This window comes from Mycoplana sp. 10N416, from assembly GCF_056394765.1.
Window position 1 is genome coordinate 104,466 of record NZ_JBFTIM010000006.1, and the last position, 19,973, is coordinate 124,438.

General features: G+C 63.8%; 19 protein-coding genes. 14 read left to right on the plus strand and 5 right to left on the minus strand.

Annotation, left to right across the window (positions count from 1 at the left end; translation table 11 throughout):
• Window positions 1-40 precede the first annotated feature (40 nt).
• Window positions 41-1,171, plus strand: coding sequence for a calcium:cation antiporter (locus AC1DDS_RS13875; RefSeq protein ID WP_477479434.1), 1,131 nt, complete (start codon window positions 41-43; stop codon window positions 1,169-1,171).
• A 43-nt stretch (window positions 1,172-1,214) separates the two neighbouring features.
• Window positions 1,215-1,790, plus strand: coding sequence for a DedA family protein (locus AC1DDS_RS13880; protein ID WP_477479435.1), 576 nt, complete (start codon window positions 1,215-1,217; stop codon window positions 1,788-1,790).
• Between the two features lie 17 nt (window positions 1,791-1,807).
• On the opposite strand, the gene AC1DDS_RS13885 is transcribed toward AC1DDS_RS13880, so the two are convergent.
• Together AC1DDS_RS13885 and AC1DDS_RS13890 are read right to left on the minus strand one after the other, a co-directional pair.
• Window positions 1,808-2,806 (minus strand): ABC transporter permease, encoded by a 999-nt coding sequence (locus tag AC1DDS_RS13885; RefSeq protein WP_477479436.1) that lies wholly within the window; start codon window positions 2,804-2,806, stop codon window positions 1,808-1,810.
• 40 nt (window positions 2,807-2,846) lie between these two features.
• Window positions 2,847-3,587 (minus strand): ATP-binding cassette domain-containing protein, encoded by a 741-nt coding sequence (locus AC1DDS_RS13890; protein ID WP_310415988.1) that lies wholly within the window; start codon window positions 3,585-3,587, stop codon window positions 2,847-2,849.
• A gap of 236 nt (window positions 3,588-3,823) precedes the next feature.
• On the opposite strand from AC1DDS_RS13890, the gene AC1DDS_RS13895 reads away from it, so the two are divergent.
• The 4 genes from AC1DDS_RS13895 (at window position 3,824) to AC1DDS_RS13910 (ending at window position 8,284) form a co-directional block, all read left to right on the plus strand.
• The gene (locus AC1DDS_RS13895) at window positions 3,824-4,804 is read left to right on the plus strand and encodes an NAD-dependent epimerase/dehydratase family protein (RefSeq protein WP_477479437.1); all 981 of its coding nucleotides are present in this window, start codon (window positions 3,824-3,826) and stop codon (window positions 4,802-4,804) included.
• Between the two features lie 47 nt (window positions 4,805-4,851).
• Window positions 4,852-5,844, plus strand: a complete 993-nt coding sequence (locus AC1DDS_RS13900) for a substrate-binding domain-containing protein (RefSeq protein WP_477479438.1) — start codon at window positions 4,852-4,854, stop codon at window positions 5,842-5,844.
• A 129-nt stretch (window positions 5,845-5,973) separates the two neighbouring features.
• Entirely contained in the window at window positions 5,974-6,870 is an 897-nt protein-coding gene (locus tag AC1DDS_RS13905; RefSeq protein ID WP_477479439.1) for an NAD-dependent epimerase/dehydratase family protein, read from the plus strand.
• A gap of 211 nt (window positions 6,871-7,081) precedes the next feature.
• Window positions 7,082-8,284: an HPP family protein gene (locus AC1DDS_RS13910; RefSeq protein ID WP_477479440.1), complete on the plus strand. Its 1,203-nt coding sequence runs from the start codon at window positions 7,082-7,084 to the stop codon at window positions 8,282-8,284.
• Window positions 8,285-8,528: 244 nt separating this feature from the next.
• Here AC1DDS_RS13910 and AC1DDS_RS13915 read toward each other — a convergent pair whose 3' ends face one another.
• Entirely contained in the window at window positions 8,529-9,104 is a 576-nt protein-coding gene (locus AC1DDS_RS13915) for a BA14K family protein (RefSeq protein ID WP_477479661.1), read from the minus strand.
• A 212-nt stretch (window positions 9,105-9,316) separates the two neighbouring features.
• Between AC1DDS_RS13915 and AC1DDS_RS13920 the strand changes: the two genes are divergently transcribed.
• From AC1DDS_RS13920 to AC1DDS_RS13955, 8 genes are all read left to right on the plus strand, one after another.
• Window positions 9,317-9,685, plus strand: coding sequence for an EF-hand domain-containing protein (locus tag AC1DDS_RS13920; protein WP_477479441.1), 369 nt, complete (start codon window positions 9,317-9,319; stop codon window positions 9,683-9,685).
• Window positions 9,686-10,017: 332 nt separating this feature from the next.
• On the plus strand, window positions 10,018-11,133 hold the full coding sequence (locus AC1DDS_RS13925) for a transporter substrate-binding protein (protein WP_477479442.1): 1,116 nt from the start codon (window positions 10,018-10,020) through the stop codon (window positions 11,131-11,133).
• The gene (locus AC1DDS_RS13930) at window positions 11,130-11,735 is read left to right on the plus strand and encodes an ANTAR domain-containing response regulator (protein WP_477479443.1); all 606 of its coding nucleotides are present in this window, start codon (window positions 11,130-11,132) and stop codon (window positions 11,733-11,735) included. Before AC1DDS_RS13925 ends, AC1DDS_RS13930 begins: the two co-directional genes overlap by 4 nt.
• Window positions 11,713-12,612, plus strand: a complete 900-nt coding sequence (locus tag AC1DDS_RS13935; RefSeq protein WP_477479444.1) for an ABC transporter permease — start codon at window positions 11,713-11,715, stop codon at window positions 12,610-12,612. Before AC1DDS_RS13930 ends, AC1DDS_RS13935 begins: the two co-directional genes overlap by 23 nt.
• Window positions 12,609-13,529: an ABC transporter permease gene (locus tag AC1DDS_RS13940; RefSeq protein WP_310416016.1), complete on the plus strand. Its 921-nt coding sequence runs from the start codon at window positions 12,609-12,611 to the stop codon at window positions 13,527-13,529. Before AC1DDS_RS13935 ends, AC1DDS_RS13940 begins: the two co-directional genes overlap by 4 nt.
• An 18-nt stretch (window positions 13,530-13,547) precedes the next feature.
• Entirely contained in the window at window positions 13,548-15,185 is a 1,638-nt protein-coding gene (locus AC1DDS_RS13945; RefSeq protein WP_477479445.1) for an ABC transporter substrate-binding protein, read from the plus strand.
• Entirely contained in the window at window positions 15,175-16,119 is a 945-nt protein-coding gene (locus AC1DDS_RS13950) for an acetamidase/formamidase family protein (protein ID WP_477479446.1), read from the plus strand. Before AC1DDS_RS13945 ends, AC1DDS_RS13950 begins: the two co-directional genes overlap by 11 nt.
• Complete coding sequence (locus tag AC1DDS_RS13955) at window positions 16,116-17,909, plus strand: ABC transporter ATP-binding protein (protein ID WP_477479447.1); 1,794 nt, start codon at window positions 16,116-16,118, stop codon at window positions 17,907-17,909. Before AC1DDS_RS13950 ends, AC1DDS_RS13955 begins: the two co-directional genes overlap by 4 nt.
• Before the next feature lie 158 nt (window positions 17,910-18,067).
• Here AC1DDS_RS13955 and ugpC read toward each other — a convergent pair whose 3' ends face one another.
• Window positions 18,068-19,120, minus strand: a complete 1,053-nt coding sequence (gene ugpC / locus AC1DDS_RS13960) for a sn-glycerol-3-phosphate ABC transporter ATP-binding protein UgpC (RefSeq protein WP_477479448.1) — start codon at window positions 19,118-19,120, stop codon at window positions 18,068-18,070.
• Window positions 19,120-19,968: a sn-glycerol-3-phosphate ABC transporter permease UgpE gene (ugpE, locus tag AC1DDS_RS13965; protein WP_477479662.1), complete on the minus strand. Its 849-nt coding sequence runs from the start codon at window positions 19,966-19,968 to the stop codon at window positions 19,120-19,122. The genes ugpC and ugpE overlap by 1 nt, the downstream gene beginning before the upstream one ends.
• Between the last annotated feature and the right edge of the window lie 5 nt (window positions 19,969-19,973).

Sequence of the window (19,973 nt, forward strand, 5' to 3'; positions counted from 1 at the left end):
GATCACTCCGCTGGCAATTGCGGCGTGGGATCGTGAACTCATGAACATGGAAGTGCAGTCGAGACCTCGCGACTTCCTGCATCTGGCCCGGCAGGAGCGGTTCCTGCCGCTCAGTGTCCTGACCGCGGTGCTGTTCTTTGCCTATGGCGACCGGCTTTCGACCTTGCTTGTCCATCCCATGGGCCTCGGTCTCCTGTTCTTCTGGCTGTTCTTCGTCATTCTGAATTCTGCCCTGTCGGTCGCCCGTCATGCCGAGCAACTGGCCGAGCGTTTGGGAGAACCCTACGGCACGCTGATCCTGACGTTGACGATCACCACGATCGAAGTCGTTGCCATCTCGGCGGTGATGTTCCACGGCGAGAACAACCCCACGCTCGTGCGCGACACGCTGTTTGCCGTCGTCATGATCATTCTCAACGGGATGGTCGGTCTGTCGCTCCTGCTCGGCGCATGGCGGCGTCCCGAGCAGCGATACAATCTGCAAGGGGCCAACGCCTATCTCGGCCTGATCGTGCCACTGGCGACCCTGAGCCTGATCCTGCCGGAATTCACGACCGACGCGTCGGCTCAGGGGCTTTCATTGACGCACCAGCGCGTTCTCATCCTGACGTCGGCGGGACTGTATGCCACTTTCCTGCTGCTCCAGACCGGTCGCCACAGGCTCTACTTCAAGCAGCGCGGGGCCGCTGACGAAACGCCGTCGCAAGCGCCTACCGAAGGATCGCTGGCGCGCCACACCGCCCTCCTCTTCGCCTACATGATTCCGATCGTCTACCTGGTGGAGCACTTCGCCAAGCCGATCGACTACGTCATTGAAACCCTGCGCGCCCCCGCGGCCCTGGGTGGCCTCGTGATGGCCGTGCTTGTCGCGACACCGGAGGCAATCAGCGCAGTCCGCGCAGCGCGCGCCGACCAGCTCCAGCGCGCGATCAACATCTTCCTGGGCTCGGTGCTGTCGACGATCGGCCTGACCGTCCCGGCAATGCTGGCGATCAGCCACTTCAGCGGCCACGGCATCATCCTCGGCCTGGGCCGGACGGACACGATCATGCTCGTCCTCACCCTCGCACTCAGCATGATCACTTTTGCCAGCGGCAGGACCAACCTGATGCAGGGTGCCGTCCATTTGGTGCTGTTTGGCACCTACCTGATACTCATCGTGGAAGGATAACCTTCGCGCAGCGGCCGATATAGCGCTGCAATGGAGTTGCGGCGTGTCCATCGAACTGCTCATCGCGAAATACGGGCTTCTGGCGATCTTCCTCGGAGCCGGGATCGAAGGTGAAACCGTGGTTTTGCTGGGCGGCATTCTCTCACACCGCCAGTTCCTGCCATTCTGGCCCACCGCGCTTGCGGCGGCGGTCGGATCGTTTGTTGCCGACCAATTGCTCTTCCTTGCCGGACGCCATGCCCGTTCTTATCCGGCGGTCCAGCGCGTTCTTGCAAGTCCAACCATCTCGGCCGTAAGCCGTCTATTGGAGCGTCATCCCACCGGCTTCGTGTTCGCCTTCCGCTTCATCTACGGGTTGCGAACCGTCAGTCCCGTCGCGATCGGCACAACGCAGATACCAGCAGCGAAATTTGTCCTCCTGAATGCTGCGGCAGCGTTGGTCTGGGGGCCCCTGTTCACGGCCCTCGGATATTTTGCTGGACAGACCATCGAGCAGTTGCTCGGCCGGCTTCCGCTGCCGCGGCACCTGATGGTTGCTGCCGTCGCCTTCATCGTCGTGGTGATCGGGCTCGCCGTCGTGTTTCGAAAGCAGTTGATGAAGCTGGCTGCAAAACTCTGAACAACGCGTTGCGAGCACTACTCGCTCTGGCGAAAATGGCGGATGCGGTCGAACAGGACGGCGAGGATCGTCGCGCCGCCGATGAACGTCCCCTGCCAGAAGGCACTGATGCCGAGAAGCCCGAGACTGTTGCGGATGACCTCGATCAGCGCCGCGCCCACCAGCGCCCCGAACGCCGTCCCCGTGCCGCCGGCAAGGTTGGCGCCGCCGATGACGGCCGCCGCGATCACCTGCAACTCCATGCCGGCGCCGATATTGGTCGTCACCGCGCCGAGCCATCCGGTCTGGATGATGCCGGCAATCCCCGCCGACAGCGCCGAGATCATATAGACGGCAACCTTGATCTTGCGGACCGGAACGCCGGTGAGCGTGGCGGCGTGTTCATTGCCGCCGATCGCGAAAAGATAGCGGCCGAAGCGCGTCCAGCGCAGGACGAAGCCGGTGAGAAGCGCCAGCGCGATCATGAACAGCACCGGGTTGGCGATGCCGAAGAGCCAGGCGCCGCCGCCGAGGGCCAGCAGCTTGTCGTGATCGGGACCGAACTGGAAGACCACGGTATTGTTGGACGCCACCATGGCCAGGCTGCGCGCGATCGACAGCATGCCGAGCGTCACCACGAAGGGCGGAAAATTGAGATAGGCGATCAGCACGCCGTTGAACGCCCCGATCACCAGCGCTGTGACCAGCGAGGCGGTGATGCCGACGCCGATGCCGTAGCCGGCATGCATGACGACGGCCAGCACCATGCTGCAAAGGCACAGGACCGAGCCGACCGACAGGTCGATGCCGCCGGTGATGATGACGAGCGTCATCCCGAGCGCGATGATGGCGACGAAGGTGACATTGCGGGTAATGTTGTAGAGGTTCGTCGAGGTCGCGAACGCGTCGGTGGTGAGCGACAGGAAGATGCAGGCCAGGACGACGGCGATCAGCACCCAGAAGGTCTGGTGGCCCAGGATGGAGCCAAGCAAGGATTGCTGCTTCTGCTCGATGCTCTGATCAAGGGTTATTGCCATCCTCGGCCTCGTTCCCATTGCCCGCCAGCGGGCGTTCCAATCATACCATTTCTATGGCGCCGGTGATCAGCCCGGTGACTTCCTCGGGCGAACTGAATGTAATCGGCTTGTCGGCCACCTTGCGGCCGCGCCGCATGACGATCACCCGATCGGCGACGGCAAAGACGTCCGGCATGCGGTGGCTGATCAGGACCACCGCGATGCCGCGGTCGCGCAGGTGCCGGATATGGTTCAGAACCTCCGCCACCTGCCGCACCGAGATGGCGGCCGTCGGCTCGTCCATCAGCACGATCTTGGCCTCCGACAGCATGGTGCGCGCGATCGCCACCGCCTGCCGCTGGCCGCCGGACATCTGCCGAACGACGTCACGCGGGCGGGTTTCGGATTTCAGGTCCTTGAACAATGCGCCGGCGCGCCGATACATCGTCCGGTAGTCGAGAACGCTGAGCGGGCCGACGCCGCGGCGCAGTTCGCGCCCGAGATAGACGTTCGCCGCCGCCGACAGGTTGTCGCACAACGCCAGGTCCTGGTGGACGATTTCGATGCCGTGCCGGCGCGCGTCCAGCGGGCGGTGAAGAACGATCTCGCGGCCATCGAGGCGCATCGTCCCGCCGCTCGGCCGGAAGTTGCCGGCGATCATCTTTACCAGCGTCGACTTGCCGGCACCGTTGTCCCCCATCAGGCCGACCACCTGCCCCGCCTCTAGCGACAGCGATACGTCATTGACCGCCTGGATGGCGCCGAAGTGTTTGGAGATGTCGGTGAGCTCGAGTACGGCCACCTGCGTCTAGCCTCCCGGAAAACCCTCATCTCGCCGCCTGCCCGTAGCCCGGATAGGCCACGCGATTTCGCTTGCTGTTTCCTGCAGCAGCGATCGGTATATTTAGGCAAACGCTTATAAATGCGTCAATGATACGAGCGGACAAACCGCCCGTACCTATTAAATATTATTATCATATGACAAATAGAAGTTGACGGCCGAAACGAGCAGTTATTAGCTGTAGCCGGAGGCATAGCATGCGGATCCTTGTCACCGGTGCAACGGGCAAGGTGGGGCGGCGCTTTATTGCGAGCCTGCTCGCCGAACCGCGTTTTTCTGAAGCGCGCATCCGCGCGCTGTGTCACAACCGTTTGCTTGGAGAGACCGATCGCATCAGCGTCCTGCGAGGCTCGATCGCTGACCGCGAGATCGCCGTCGGCGCAGTTGCGGACGTCACCCATGTCGTCCATCTCGCGACCTGCAAGGAAACGCCAGAGGACGTCATGGACGTGACCGTCAAGGGACTGTTCTGGCTTCTTGAGGCTTTTCGATCCAGCCCGACCGCGCGTCAGTTCATCCTGATCGGCGGCGACGCGGCGGTCGGACATTTCCACCATCGTCATGACAGCCCCATTACCGAAGCAATGCCGCACCGGGCCTATCCCGGCTCCTACGCGCTGTCCAAGGTGCTTGAGGAGGTGATGCTGGAACAGTTTGTCATCCAATACGGCATCAACGGCTGCTGCCTGCGTGCGCCGTGGATCATGGAGAAGGACGACTTCAAGCATTCGCTGTCCTTCGCCGACGACGTGTTCGGTGGGCCGGACTGGAAAACCATGGTTCCGACCGCGGACGCCGAGCGCTACGCGCGCGATGGGACGGTTCCGCTGCTGCGCGATGCCGATGGCCGGCCGCTGAAGCGCAATTTCGTCCACGTCGACGACCTCGTCGCCGCGATACTGCTGGCGATCGACAATCCACAGGCAGAGGGCCAGCTCTTCAACGTCTGCATGGACCGGCCGGTCGACTATGGCGAGGTGGCCGCCTATCTCGCGCGCACCCGCGGCCTTGCCCATGTCGACATACCGAGCCGCTATCACTCCAACTGGATGGACAACAGCAAGGCGAAATACCGGCTCGCCTGGCGCCCGCGCTACGATCTCGAAATGCTCATTGACTCGGCCTGGCAATACGAGCGCTCGCAAGATGACCCTCGCATCGTCTGGTACCCGGGTTGATCGTGTGGCGGGCGCGCTTGCCCCGCCTGTTTCAATGGGAGGAACCTATGAGGAAGGCATTATTGCTTGCAGTCGCGGCGCTGGCAGTCGTTGCCGGCCAGGCCGGGGCCCAGGAAAAGAAGCAGCTCGTGATCGTCGTCAAGGGGCTCGACAACCCGTTCTTCGAGGCGATCAACCAGGGCTGCCAGAAATGGAACAAGGAGAATGCCAGCAACGAATACGAGTGCTTCTATACCGGTCCGGCATCGACGTCCGATGAAGCCGGCGAGGCACAGATCGTCCAGGACATGCTCGGCAAGGCGAGCACGGCCGCCATCGCAATTTCGCCTTCCAACGCCAAGCTGATCGCCCAGACGCTCAAGACCGCCAACCCGTCCGTTCCCGTCATGACGCTTGACGCCGACCTGGCGGCGGAAGATTCGGCGCTCCGCAAGACCTACCTCGGCACGGACAACTACCTGATGGGCGCCCGCATCGCCGAATACATCAAGAAAGCCAAACCCGAAGGCGGCAAGATCTGCACGATCGAGGGCAACCCCGGCGCCGACAACATCCTGCGCCGCGCCCAGGGCATGCGCGACGTGCTGACAGGGCAGAAGGGACTGACGGAACTGAAGGGTGAAGGCGGCTGGACGGAAGTGGCCGGCTGCCCGGTCTTCACCAATGACGACGGCGCCAAGGGCGTGCAGGCGATGACGGACATCCTCGCCGCCAACCCGGATCTCGTCGCCTTCGGCATCATGGGCGGCTGGCCGCTGTTCGGTGCCCCGCAGCCCTATCGCGACCTGTTCAAGCCGATGGCCGACAAGATCGCCAAGAACGAGTTCGTCATCGGCGCCGCCGACACGATCGGCGACGAGGTGGCGATCGCCAAGGAAGGCCTCGTCACCGCCCTCGTCGGTCAGCGGCCGTTCGAGATGGGCTACAAGGCACCGACGGTGATGCTCGACCTGATCGCCGGCAAGCCGGTCGACGATCCGGTTTTCACCGGGCTTGACGAATGCACCAAGGACACGGTGGATACCTGCATCCAGAAGTAAGCCTGCTTTGGGGCGTCGCATTGCGGCGCCCCGCACTTTGCGTGTTGCCACCCGGGCATTCTGTTCTCCTCTGGAGAACGGGCCACGCGATGGTCGGTCGGTTGCGGCGGCAGAGTTTGGGAGAAACAGATGGCAAAGCGGATCATGTTCACCGGCGGCAGTGGCAAGGCGGGACGCCACGTCGTCCAGTATCTCCTCGACCAGGGCTATCAGGTCCTCAATCTCGACACCCGGCCGCTCGACAATCCCAAGGTGCGCACCCTGATCACCGACATCACCGACAGTGGACAGGTCTTCAACGCCCTTTCCAGCTATATGGGACTGCACGAGTTCGATCCGTCGCTGCGCCCGCAGCCCGTTGACGCCCTCGTCCACTTCGCCGCCATCCCGCGCATCATGATCACGCCAGACAACGAGCTGTTCCGCATCAATGCACTCGGCACCTACAACGTCATCGAGGCGGCGGTGAAGCTCGGCATCAGGAAGATCGTCATCGCCTCGAGCGAGACGACCTATGGCCTCGTCTTCGCCAACGAGCCGTGCAACCCGACCTATTTTCCGCTCGACGAGGAATACGATGTCGACCCGATGGACAGCTATGCGCTCTCCAAGGTCGTCAACGAGAAGACGGCACGCGCCTTTGCGCTGCGCAGCGGCTTCGACGTCTACGCGCTGCGTATCGGCAACGTGATCGAGCCGCACGAGTACGAGCTGTTCCCGAAATGGTTCGCCGATCCGGGCTTCCGCAAGCGGATCGCCTGGAGCTACATCGACGCGCGCGATCTCGGGCAGATCACTGCTCTGGCAATCGAAAAGGACGGGCTCGGCTTCCAGATCTTCAATGCCGCCAATGACGACACCTCGTCGGATCTCCCGACCAAGGACCTGATCGACCGTTTCTATCCGGGCGTGCCGTTGAAGCGGGAGCTCGGCGAGTTCGAGACGCTGCTCTCCAATCGCAAGGCGAGGGATTTACTCGGCTTCCGACCAAGGCACAGCTGGCGACATCATGTGAAACAAAATTGACGAAAGCCGCTAGGCACCCTGCCCCGCGCCTTCGCCGTTGGCGGGCTCAAGCGTCCGCGGACGCTTGAGCCTGTCGCGCTGGGCAAATTGTCCGGCGCACATTTTTCAGCATACTCCCCTTTTTTAGGCCAACTTTGCGTGCGCGCTTCAAAGCTGCCGTGCTATCGAGACGCGCACCATTTCCAGGCATCGCGCGTCCGCACGAGTTTTCATGTCGAAAGCCATCACTTTTCTGAAGCGACTGATCCCCTCCCTCGCTCCTGTCAGCCATACCGAAAGGCTTCGCGCCTCGCTGGGCGCGCTGACCGGCATTCTCCTGACCGGCTTCGTCAGCACGATGGTTCTCGGCTCCAGCATCAGCCTGCCGTTGCTGATCGCTCCGATGGGCGCTTCCGCGGTGCTGCTCTTTGCGGCACCCGCAAGCCCCCTGGCCCAGCCCTGGTCGATCCTCGGCGGAAATACCGTCGCGGCCTTCATCGGCGTGACCTGCGCGCTTTTCATCGGCGACGCGATCATTGCCGCGGCTGTCGCCGTTGCGCTCGCGATCGCCGTCATGATGCTGCTCGGCTGCTTGCATCCGCCGAGTGGCGCGGTCGCTCTGACCGCCGTTCTCGGCGGCCCGGCAACGCATGAGGCAGGATACTGGTTCGTCCTGACGCCTGTCGGCGTCAACTCCGCACTGCTTCTGGCGGTTGCGCTGCTCTTCAACAACGCGACCGGCCGCCGCTATCCCCATCTGGCACCCGCAGCGCCGGCAAATCCGCATCACACGGCCGACCCGGTTCCCACGCAGCGCATCGGTGTCGCACCGGACGACCTGCAGGCGGTCCTTGCGCAATATGACGAAGTGCTGGACGTCAGTCCCGACGTACTCGACGCGGTCCTGCACCAGGCGCAAATCCGCGCCTACCATCGTCTTTCCGGCGAGATTACCTGTTCGGACGTGATGTCGCGCGACGTTGCAGTGGTATCACCGGAAGACACGCTGCGGGACGCCTGGGCGCTGTTGCTGGCGCACCGGATCAAGGCGTTGCCGGTGGTGACGAAGGCCGATGGCCTGGTCGGGATCATCACCCAGACCGACTTCATGCACCGCTCGGTTCTCGGCAGCCACGGCAGCTTGCGCCTGACGTTCGGAGACAAGGTTCGGGTCGCGCTTGGCGGACGCACGAAGCCGCGCATCGTCGCCGACATCATGACTAGGCGCGTTCATTCGGCGATGCCCGAAACCATGATCGCCAAGCTTGTTCCGCCGATGGCGGATTTGGGCCTCCACCATATGCCGGTGGTCGACGAACGCAATCGCGTCGTCGGGATCGTGACGCAGTCCGACCTCATCGCTGCGCTCTTCCAGCGCGGGCTCAACAGCACGCCAAATTCTGGTGATGAGCCAGATCGGGCCAACGTCGCCTGAATCGTGTAGCTGCGAACGGCGCCGGAAATGAAAAAGGCCGGGCGAAATCGCACCGACCTTCTCAGTCACATCCTGTCCCTGCCAGTACATCCGTGGTCAAGGACTCCGAGTGACGTAACCTCGCGAGCATTTGCAAATAAAGATCATGCTCAAACAGCGAGGCTGATGACCAATATATAGGAGTGCAATGTGTTGAAAACAAGCCCCGCTTGCTCAGGTCGGCACATACACTGTCACCTGCCCCCTAATAGGGCGCAATGCATTGCCGGCGCGGCCCGTAGTACGGCTGGAAAGTGTTGTCGTATGCCCGATACGAGCGATAGCGCGAGTAGCACCAGCTGGCGTGACTGTCTGTGCCATAGTAGCGCGGCGCGCCGTAGTACCTCGGCGCATAGTATCCGGGCGCATAGTAAGATCCATAATAGGGCTGCGCTAACAGGCCGCCGATGATCGCACCTGCCGCCAGCCCGCCGAAAACGGCACCGAAGTCATCATCGTGGTAATGATTATTATAATGACCGTAGTAGCCACCGTAATGACCACCGTAGTGCCCACCATACCAACCGCGGCCGCCATACCAACCACGGCCACCACGACCACCGACCCAGTATCCGCGGCCACCATCGTTGTCGCCCCGGTTAACGTATCGTCCCATGTTGCCGCGGTTCCAGCCGTGTCCGCGGTACCATTTATATTTCACCTGCTGCACATCGACCGAAGCCTGCAGCCCTGGGTCTGGAATCGGAGGGAAAGCCTGCGCCGGGGCAATACCCGACACCGCCGCTGTCAGCGAAAGGCCAATGATTGCAAGGGTCTTCATTTGCATCACCACTTCCTTTGTACAGCATAACGCATCGCGCGATTTTTTGTGCCGCACCGCAGGTTGGGTAACAGAATTGTGAATGCCCCACGCATCGGTTCGAAAAGGTACTGACCGAAAGCAAGGTGGGCGGCGTCGATCTGTGCTACCTTTTTGGGCGCAAAATGGATTGCTCACGCCACCCAATTCCGGAACCGATAGGAGAATGGAAAATGGCCCCGGCAAAACTGGCATGCATGGCAACGGCTGCCATGGTCCTTTCGATCAGCCCAATCAACCCGGTCCTCGCCCAATCGTCCGACAGCACGGCGCAACCCCAAGCTGAGCAGCCGGACCAGAGTGAAATGCCCGACGCCATGATGGGTGGCGGGGGGCATCGCATGATGGGCAGGATGGGGATGGGGCCGATGCGCGGTCAAATGATGAAGATCATGTTTGCGGTGGCCGACACAGATGGAGACGGTGCCTTGTCGTTCGAGGAAGTGATGGCCGTCCACAAGCGCATATTTGACACCGTGGATGCAAACAAGGATGGCAAGGTGACATTGGACGAGATGCGGACCTTCATGCAGGGGCAGTAGCCGCAGGAAGAATGCACATTCCTCCCCAGGCGCGCCCCTCGACGGCGGCGTACGGATTCGGACGGCTTGCGTGTGTCGCGACCTTGTGAGCGCCCTGCTCTCTTCCTGGCGGTTCGAACGGGCGCAGGCCGGTGCTGTTTGCGCGGCTTGTTCGTGGATAACCGGCGCCCGGCGACGCCCGGCGCAGGTTCGGCCGCTATCCCCACTTGACTGCACACGTTAACTGACTAGTCTTACAATTAAATATCGGCTTGGTTTGCCGAGCGGCAATAGTGCCTCGTAGCTTCGCCCCCGGGCGAGCCTGCGGGGTTTTTTCATTTTTGGGGGACGGATTGAAGCGCCGCATCGAAATCGGCATTCTCTATTCGCGTTCCGGCAATTATCGGCTCGTCTCCGATGCTTGCCGCAATGGCGCGCTGTCCGCCATCGCGGATATCAATGCCGATCCTGCAAGGCCCGTCGCTTTCGTCCCGGTGGAGTATGATCCGGAGGGCAACGCCGACGGCTATGCGGCCGGATGCGCCGACATCCTGCAGAAGAGCAGCGCCCGGCACATCGTCGGCTGCGTCACCTCCTGGAGCCGCAAGGAAGTCATTCCCGTGCTGGAGCGGGCCGGCGGCACCCTCTGGTATGCCTGCCCTTATGAGGGCTTCGAGACGAGCGATCACGTCGTCTACATGCATGCCTGCCCCAACCAGCAATTGCTGCCGCTGTTTTCCCATGTCGTGCCGCGGTTCGGGCCGAACGGTTTCCTTCTCGGCTCCAACTACATCTGGGGATGGGAGATGAACCGGGTGGGGCGCGACCTCATCGCCGATGCCGGCGGAGAGGTGCGCGGCGAGCGTTATCTGCCACTCGGCGAAACGGACGTGGCCCGCCTGATCGAGGAGATCCGGGCGACCCGCCCCGATTTCGTGTTCAACAACCTGATTGGCTCCTCCTCCTATGCCTTCCTCCGCGCCTATGCGGCGCTGGGGCAGGAAGACGGGCATTTCCTGCCGCAGAACTGCCCCGTCGTCTCCTGCAACCTGACGGAATGCGAGCTTGAGGCGATCGGCGCCGCCGGCAAGGGGCACCTTTCGGCCGGTCCCTATTTCCACGAGGTCGGCGGCAAGGCGGCGCGGGGCTACAACCCACGCAGTTCGTTCGAGGCGGCCGCCTATGCGAGCGTTTGCGTGCTGGCCGATATCCTCGCCGACAATCCCGATGCCGGCTGGGAAGACCTGCCGGGAGCTTTTGCCGCCCGCCGCTTCGAAACCCCGTTCGGCTCCACGGCCATCGATACACGCACCCAGCACGCCACGCTGCCGGTGGTCATCGGGGAAATCGACGGCGACGGCTTCCGCATCGTCAGCCGGGAGCGGGAGGTGGCGCCCGATCCCTATCTGTCCCGCTATGACCGTACCACCCAGTTCGGCAAGGCGCGTTTGCGGGTGGTGGGACCATGAGCCGCCGTGCGCGCATTCCCAATCTCGGCGGCGCGACCGCCTATGTGCTGCACCGGCCGCATCCGACGGCGCAGACACTGGTGCGGCAATTGTCGGCCATCGGGCTGACGGCGATCGATTGTTGGCCGGAACTGCCGCCGGCGGCGCTTTCGGCGGATTTCGTGTTCTTCGACGTCGACCTCGGCTTCGACGAGCAGTTCCCGTGGCGCGCAGGCGAGGCGCCGATGCCAATGATCGCGCTGATCGGTTCGGAAGCGCCGGGCCGCATCGAATGGGGGCTGTTCACCCACCGGGCCAACGCGCATGTGGTCAAGCCGGTCGGTACCGCCGGGATCTACAGCAGCCTGTTGATCGCAAGACAGAATTTCGAGGAACGCAAGCAGCTTGCCGCCCGCATCGACGCGCTGCAGATGCGCGTGGCCGAGCGCCATACCATCGTGCGCGCGGTCGCCGCACTCGCCAGGGACAGCGACCACGAACAGGGTTTCGCGCGGCTGCGCCTGTTGGCCATGAACTGGCAGGTGAGCCTCGAGGAGGCGGCCGGACGCGTCGTCGCCATGGCGGAAAATGAGGACGGGAATGACGAACGCCACCACGCCTGACATCCAGCCGGTCGCGAGCCGGCCGCGCAACGGAGCCCTCGGCAAGCTGCTGAAGCGGCCGCTGGCGCTCATCGGCCTGGCGCTCATCGCCATCGTCGTCGGCGGAGCGGCGCTGGCGCCCTATCTCACCAATTTTCGCCCGGACGAGCAGATCTTCGATGGCCTCACCCTTTCGGGCGAGCCGCTGCCGCCCAACGCGACCTACTGGCTCGGCACCGACCTCTTGGGGCGCGATCTGCTGACGCGCATCCTCTATGGCGCACGCACCTCGCTGTTCATCGGCATTATCGCCAATGGCATCGCGCTCGTGATCGGCACGCTGGTCGGTGTCGTCGCCGGCTACTATCGCGGCTGGATCGGCGGCGTGCTGATGCGCTTCACCGACCTGATGATGGCCTTTCCGGCCCTGCTGCTGGCCATCTGCCTTGCCGCCGTCTTCCAGCCGAGCCTGTGGATCGTGGCCCTGGTCATCGCCCTTGTGAACTGGGTGCAGACGGCGCGCGTCATGTATACGCAGACCAGTTCGCTTGCCGAGCGCGAATTCATCGACGCCGAACGCACCATCGGGGCGAGCAGCGCGCGCATCCTGTTCCTGCACATCCTGCCGCATCTCGTGCCCACCATCATCGTATGGGGCACGCTCGGCATCTCCACTACCGTGCTGCTGGAGGCGACCCTGTCCTATCTCGGCATCGGCGTGCAGCCGCCGACGCCGTCGTGGGGCAACATCATCTTCGAAAACCAGACCTATTTCCAGGCGGCCCCCTGGCTGGTCTTCTTCCCCGGCATCGCCATCCTCGCGCTGGCGCTGGCCTTCAACTTCGTCGGCGATGCCCTGCGCGACATTCTCGATCCGACCCAGCGGGGGCGTTCATGATCTCCTATCTCGGCCGCCGGCTGATCCAGTCCGCGCTGATCCTGCTCGGCGTTTCCCTCATCACGTTTGCGCTGCTCTATCTGTTGCCGGCCGATCCCGTGCGCCAGATCGCCGGCCGCAGCGCCACGCCGGCGACGGTCGAAAGCATCCGCCGCCAGCTCGGCCTCGATCAGCCCTTCCTCGTGCAATACGGCCGCTACCTGATGAGCCTGTTGCAGGGCGACCTCGGCCGCTCCTACATCCAGCGCTCGGAAGTCTCGCAACTGATCGTCGCCCGCCTGCCGCCGACCCTGCTGCTGATGGCCGGCGCCATCGTGTTCGAGCTGCTGATCGGCCTGACCATGGGCCTCATCGCCGCCGTGCGGCGCGGCACCCGCACCGACCAATCGCTGATGGTGGTCTCGTTCATCGGCGTCTCGGCACCGCAATTCGTCGTCGGCCTGCTGCTGCTCTACGCGTTCGCCGTCAAGCTCGGCTGGTTCCCGATCGGCGGCTACGGCACGTTTTCGCATCTCGTGCTGCCCTCGCTCACCGTCGCGGTGATGAGTTCCGGCTGGTATGCCCGCATGATGCGCTCGTCGATGATCGACGTGCTGCGCCAGGACTATATCCGCACCGCCCGGGCCAAGGGGCTCGGCCGCGCCGCGGTGCTGCTGCGGCACGCGCTGCCCAACGCCATATTGCCGATCATCGCGATGATCGGCATCGACATCGGCATCCTGATGGGCGGCATCGTCGTGGTCGAGAGCGTGTTCGGCTGGCCCGGCATCGGCCAGCTCGTCTGGCAGGCGATCCAGCGCGTCGACATTCCGATCATCATGGGCGTGACCCTCGTTTCGGCGTTCGCCATCGTGCTCGGCAACCTGCTCGCCGACATCATCGCGCCGCTCATCGATCCTCGCATCAAACTCCGATAACCAACGAAAGGGAACAATATGAAGACCTATCTCGCTTCAACCGTAGCCGTAGCGGCGCTGGCACTCGGCCTGTCGCAGGCTTCCGCGCAGGTCGCGGCCGATCCGGACGCCAAGCAGGGCGGCTCCATCACCATCACCTACAAGGACGACGTCGCCACGCTCGACCCGGCGATCGGCTACGACTGGCAGAACTGGTCGATGATCAAGAGCCTGTTCGACGGCTTGATGGACTATGAGCCGGGCACGACGAACCTGACGCCGGATCTCGCCGAAAGCTACGACATTTCGGAAGACGGCAAGACCTTCACCTTCAAGCTGCGCCCGGGCGTGAAGTTCCACAACGGCCGCGAGATGACCGCGGAAGACGTGAAGTACTCGATCGACCGTGTCGTCAATCCGGTCACCCAGAGCCCCGGCCAGGGCTTCTTCGCCTCCATCAAGGGCTATGACGAGGCCGCGGAAGGCAAGGCCGACGGCGTATCCGGCATCACCGTCGTCGATCCCCTAACCATCAAGTTCGAGCTGACCCGCCCCGACGCCACTTTCCTGCATGTCATGGCCATCAACTTCAGCCATGTCGTGCCGAAGGAAGAGGTCGAGAAGCACGGCGCCGACTTCGGCAAGAACCCGGTCGGCACCGGCGCCTTCAAGCTGGGCGAATGGGCACTCGGCCAGCGCGTCGTGTTCGAGAAGAACGCGGACTACTGGAACAAGGGTCTGCCGCATCTCGATGCCATCACCTTCGAGATCGGCCAGGAGCCGATCGTGGCGCTGCTGCGCCTGCAGAAGGGCGAGATCGACATTCCCGGCGACGGCATCCCGCCGGCAAAGTTCCAGGAAGTGATGAACGACCCCGAGCAGAAGGCCCGGGTGGTCGAGGGCGGCCAGCTGCACACCGGCTACCTGACGATGAACGTCAACATCCCGCCCTTCGACAACGTGAAGGTGCGCCAGGCCGTCAACATGGCCATCAACAAGGAGCGTATCGTCCAGCTCATCAACAACCGCGCGGTGCCGGCCAATCAGCCGCTGCCGCCCTCCATGCCGGGCTACGCCAAGGACTATCCGGGCTACGCCTATGACGCGGAGAAGGCCAAGGCGCTGCTGGCCGAGGCCGGTGTTGCCGACGGCGTCGAGACCGATCTCTACGTCATGAACACCGATCCCAACCCGCGCATCGCGCAGGGCATCCAGCAGGATCTGGCCGCCATCGGCATCAAGGCAAACATCCAGGCGCTGGCGCAGGCCAACGTCATCGCCGCCGGCGGCGAGAAGGAAGGCGCGCCGATGATCTGGTCGGGCGGCATGGCCTGGATCGCCGACTTCCCGGATCCGTCGAACTTCTACGGCCCGATCCTGGGTTGCGGCGGCGCGGTTCCGGGCGGCTGGAACTGGTCCTGGTACTGCAACGCCGAGCTCGACAAGAAGGCCGAAGAGGCCGACTCCATCGTCGATCCGGCCAAGGCCGAGGAGCGCAACAAGCTGTGGAGCGACGTCTATGTGAAGATCATGGAAGAAGCCCCGTGGGCGCCGATCTTCAACGAGCAGCGCTTCACCATGAAGTCCACGCGCATGGGCGGCGCCGACAACCTCTATGTCGACCCGGTCCATATCCCCGTCAACTACGACCATGTGTATGTGAACGATGTGCAATAACTGCAACTACACCATCCACGGACGCCATCACCATTTTGGCTGGGACAACTCGTTTGTCCCGGCCGAGAAGGTCGCGCCCGGCTCGACGATCTTCTTCGAATGCCTCGATTCCTCCGGCGGACAACTTTCGCCGGAGAGCACGGTCGAGGACATCGCCAAGCTCGACTTCGCCAAGATCAATCCGGTTACCGGACCGATCTTCGTTGATGGTGCGGAGCCTGGCGATGCGCTGAAGGTGACCATCGAGGATTTCAAACCGTCCGGCTTCGGCTGGACGGCGAACATTCCGGGCTTTGGCCTGCTCGCCGACGACTTCAAGGAGCCGGCGCTGACGATCTGGAAATACGACGCCTCGACGCTGGAGCCGGCCCTGTTCGGCAAACACGGCCGGGTGCCGCTGAAGCCGTTCGCCGGCACCATCGGCAATGCGCCGGCGGACAAGGGGCTGCACTCCATCGTGCCGCCGCGCCGGGTGGGCGGAAACCTCGACATCCGCGATCTTGCCGCCGGCACCACGCTCTACCTGCCGGTGGAAGTGGCGGGCGCGCTGTTCTCCGTCGGCGACACCCATGCTGCACAGGGTGACGGCGAGGTCTGCGGCACGGCCATCGAGAGCCCGATGAATGTCGTCCTGACCCTCGATCTGGTGAAGGGGGCGAACCTCAAGACGCCGCGCTTCACCACGCCGGGACCGGTCACGCGCCATCTCGATGCCAAGGGCTACGAGGTGACGACCGGGATCGGGCCGGACCTGATGGAGGGCGCAAAGAGCGCCGTCGCCCAGATGGTCGATCTTCTGGCCGGCCGCTACAACCTCGATCCGGTCGACGCCTACATGCTGGTGTCGGTCTGCGGCGACCTGCGCATCAGCGAGATCGTCGACATGCCCAACTGGGTCGTGTCCTTCTACTTCCCGCGCTGCGTCTTCGAATGAGCGCGGGCGGCATCAACACGGCGGCGGGAGCTTCGGCCCCCGCCGCGTCACGCGAGCCAGTCCTGACCGTTTCCGGGCTGACGATCAGCGTGCGTGGCGAGGACGGCGGGCGCGACGTGGTGCGCGACCTGTCGTTCACGCTGGCGCGCGGCGAAACACTGTGCATCGCCGGCGAGTCCGGCTCCGGCAAGTCGATGACGTCGCTGGCAGTGATGGGCCTCCTGCCGCAACCGGCCGCCTATGTCTCGGCCGGCTCGATCATGCTGGGCGACCTCGACCTCGCCCGCCTTGGTGAGGACGGAATGCGTCGCATCCGCGGCAATCGCGTGGCGATGATCTTCCAGGAGCCGATGACCTCGCTCAACCCGGTGCTGAGCATCGGCCGGCAGCTCGTCGAAGCCATCGAGACCCATACGTCGCTGTCGCGGGCGGAAGCGCGCGAAAAGGCGATCGAAGCCCTGCGGGCCGTGCGGATTTCCGAAGCCGAAACCCGCATGAAACAGTTTCCCCACGAGCTCTCCGGAGGCATGCGCCAGCGCGTCATGATCGCCATGGCGCTTGCCCTCAATCCCGACGTGCTGATCGCCGACGAGCCGACCACCGCGCTCGACGTGACGGTGCAGGGAGAGGTTCTCGAATTGCTGCGTGACCTGCAACGCAGCCGCGGCACCAGCATCATCCTCATCACCCACGACATGGGCGTCGTCGCCGAGATGGGCGACCGCGTCATCGTCATGCGCAATGGCGCCATGGTCGAGGAAGCGCCGGTGGCGCAGATCTTCGAGGCGCCGCGTACGGATTATACGGGCGCCCTGCTGGCCGCCGTTCCGCGCATCGGCGGCGGCGCCGGGCGGCAGGAAAGTCGGCCTACCACCAGTGCAGAACCGATCGCGGCCGTCAGCGACCTGCGGGTGCGGTTCGACCTGCGCGGCGGGCTGCTCGGCCGGGTGCAGCGCCGCGTCCATGCGGTGGAAGGCGTCTCCTTCGCCATCCGCCCCAACGAGACGCTGGCGCTCGTCGGGGAATCGGGTTGCGGCAAGTCCACCACCGCCAAGGCGCTGGCCGGGCTGGTCCCCTATGCGGGCAACATCAGCGTCGGCGGGCGCGATCTCGCCGGCCTCGACAAGCAGGCGCGCAAGACGGTGCGCCGCGACGTGCAGATGGTGTTCCAGGACCCCTTCGCCTCGCTCGATCCGCGCATGCGCATCGGCGACCTCGTGGCCGAACCGCTGCTCATCCACAAGATCGCCACCAAACGCGAGTGCCGAGACCGGGTCGCCGCCCTGTTCGAGCGGGTCGGCCTGCCGGCCGATGCGATGGAACGCTATCCGCACGAGTTTTCCGGCGGCCAGCGCCAGCGCATCTGCATCGCCCGCGCGCTCGCCCTGCAGCCGAAGCTGGTGATCGCCGACGAGAGCGTTTCGGCGCTCGACGTGTCGGTGCAGGCCCGCGTGCTGGAACTGCTGCGCGAGTTGCAGCAGGAATTCGGCATGGCCTATCTGTTCATCTCGCATGACATGGCGGTCGTGGAGAACATCTCCGACCGGGTCGCGGTGATGTATCTCGGCCAGATCGTGGAAATGGGTACGCGCGACCAGGTGTTTTCCAACCCGGCGCATCCCTATACGCGGCGCTTGATCGAGGCGGTACCAACGCCCGATCCGGCGCAGCGGCGCACGAATTTCGCCCGCATGGATGGCGAAATCCCGAGCCCCACCCGCGCCGTTGGCGACGAGCCGCAGCGCGTCACCCTCAAGGACATCGGCGGCGGCCATCTGGTCGCCGCCTGACGGAGGAACGGGCGACCTGGGAAAAGGAGTCCTGTGAATTCGCAGAACGAAGCAGCCGCGCTCCAGTTCGAGTGCGGGGACGCTAGGCGCTACAGGCTGGCCCCAAGCGTCCCTCGGCTTCGTTCAGATCGCAACGATCACGGGTATGCCCACACGGCCTAGACCCTTTTGCCGTCACTGCCGAAGAAATGCAGCTTCTCGCACCGGGCGAACACCGGCAACTGGTCGCCGGGCTGGAGTTCGGTGCGGCCGGGCACGCGCACGACGATGCGCCCGCCGGCAGCCCGGCAGTAGAGGAAGCTCTCCGCCCCCACCGGCTCGACGCCTTCGACCTGAGCCAGCAGGCGCAGCGCGCCATCTGAGGCGACGCCGTAGGCCTCGATACGCACCTCGCAATCTTCGGGACGGAAGCCGAGCGTCTCGGCATTGGCGGGGACGGCCGGCAGCGTCACGGCACCTTCGAACTGGCCGTTGCCGAGTGGCAGGAGGTTCATCGGCGGCGCGCCGATGAAGGAGGCCACGAATGTCGAGGCCGGCTTCTCATAGATGTCGAGCGGCGCGCCCGACTGCTCGACCAGGCCGGCATTCATCACCACAAGCACGTCGGCTAGCGTCATTGCTTCCAACTGGTCGTGGGTGACATAGACCGAGGTGACGCCGAGATTGCGCTGCAGGTTCTTGATCTCGACGCGCATCTGGCCGCGCAGCTTTGCATCGAGGTTCGACAGCGGCTCGTCGAACAGGAAGACCTTCGGATTGCGGACGATCGCCCGGCCCATGGCGACGCGCTGGCGCTGGCCGCCCGAAAGTTCGCGCGGGCGGCGTTCCAGCAGGTGCTCGAGTTCCAGTGTCTTTGCGGTGGCGCGCACCCGCTTGTCGACCTCGTCCTTCGGTGTGCCGCGGTTGCGCAGGCCGTAGGCCATGTTGTCGTAGACCTTCATATGCGGATAAAGCGCATAGTTCTGGAACACCATGGCAATGTCGCGCTCGGTCGGACCGACGGCGTTGACCACCTTGCCGCCGATCGCGCAGCTGCCGGCCGAAATGGTTTCCAGGCCCGCGATCATGCGCAGAAGCGTTGACTTTCCGCAGCCTGACGGGCCGACCAGAACGCACAGCGCCTTGTCAGGAATGGCGATGGAGACGCCTTTCACGGCTTCGACGCCGCCGGCATAAACCTTGCGGACGTCCTTGAGATCGACGGTTGCCATTATTTCTCCGTTTCGACGAGGCCGCGGACGAACCAGCGCTGCATCAGCACCACGACGATGATGGGGGGCACGATTGCAAGCATGGAGGTGACCATCACCAGATGCCACTCGGTGTCGGCATCGGCAAATGAGATCATCTTCTTGAGCGCAATCACGATGGTGTTCATGTCATTGCGGTTGGTGACGAGCAGCGGCCAGAGATATTGCGTCCAGCCATAGATGAAGAGGATGACGAAGAGTGCTGCGATGTTGGTGCGCGACAAGGGCAGCAGGATATCCTTGAAGAAACGCCAGGGGCCGGCGCCATCCACACGTGCCGCCTCGACCAGTTCGCCGGGTATGGTGAGGAAGAACTGGCGGAACAGCAGCGTCGCCGTGGCCGATGCGATCAGCGGCACGATCAGGCCCGTGTAGGTGTCGATCAGGCCGAGATCGACCATCACCTTGTAGGTGGGCAGGATGCGCACCTCGACCGGCAGCATCAGCGTGATGAAGATCAGCCAGAAGAAGAACATCCGGCCGGGAAAGCGGAAGAAGACGATGGCATAGGCCGACACGATCGAGATGATGATCTTGCCGACGGCGATGCCGAGAGCGACGATCGTGGTGTTGATGAGCAGCGTCGCGACGCTGACCCCGCCGATGCGGCCGACACCGCCGAACAGCGCCTCCGAATAGTTCTCGATGAAGCGGTCGCCGGGCAAAAGCGGCAGCGGCGGCCGCAGGATCGTCTGCAGCGAATGTGTCGAGGCGACGAAGGTGTAATAGATCGGGAACGCCACGATCAGGATGCCGAGGATCAGGACGGCGTGCGCCAGCCAGATGCCGGCAGCCGACTGGCCGATCATCAGCT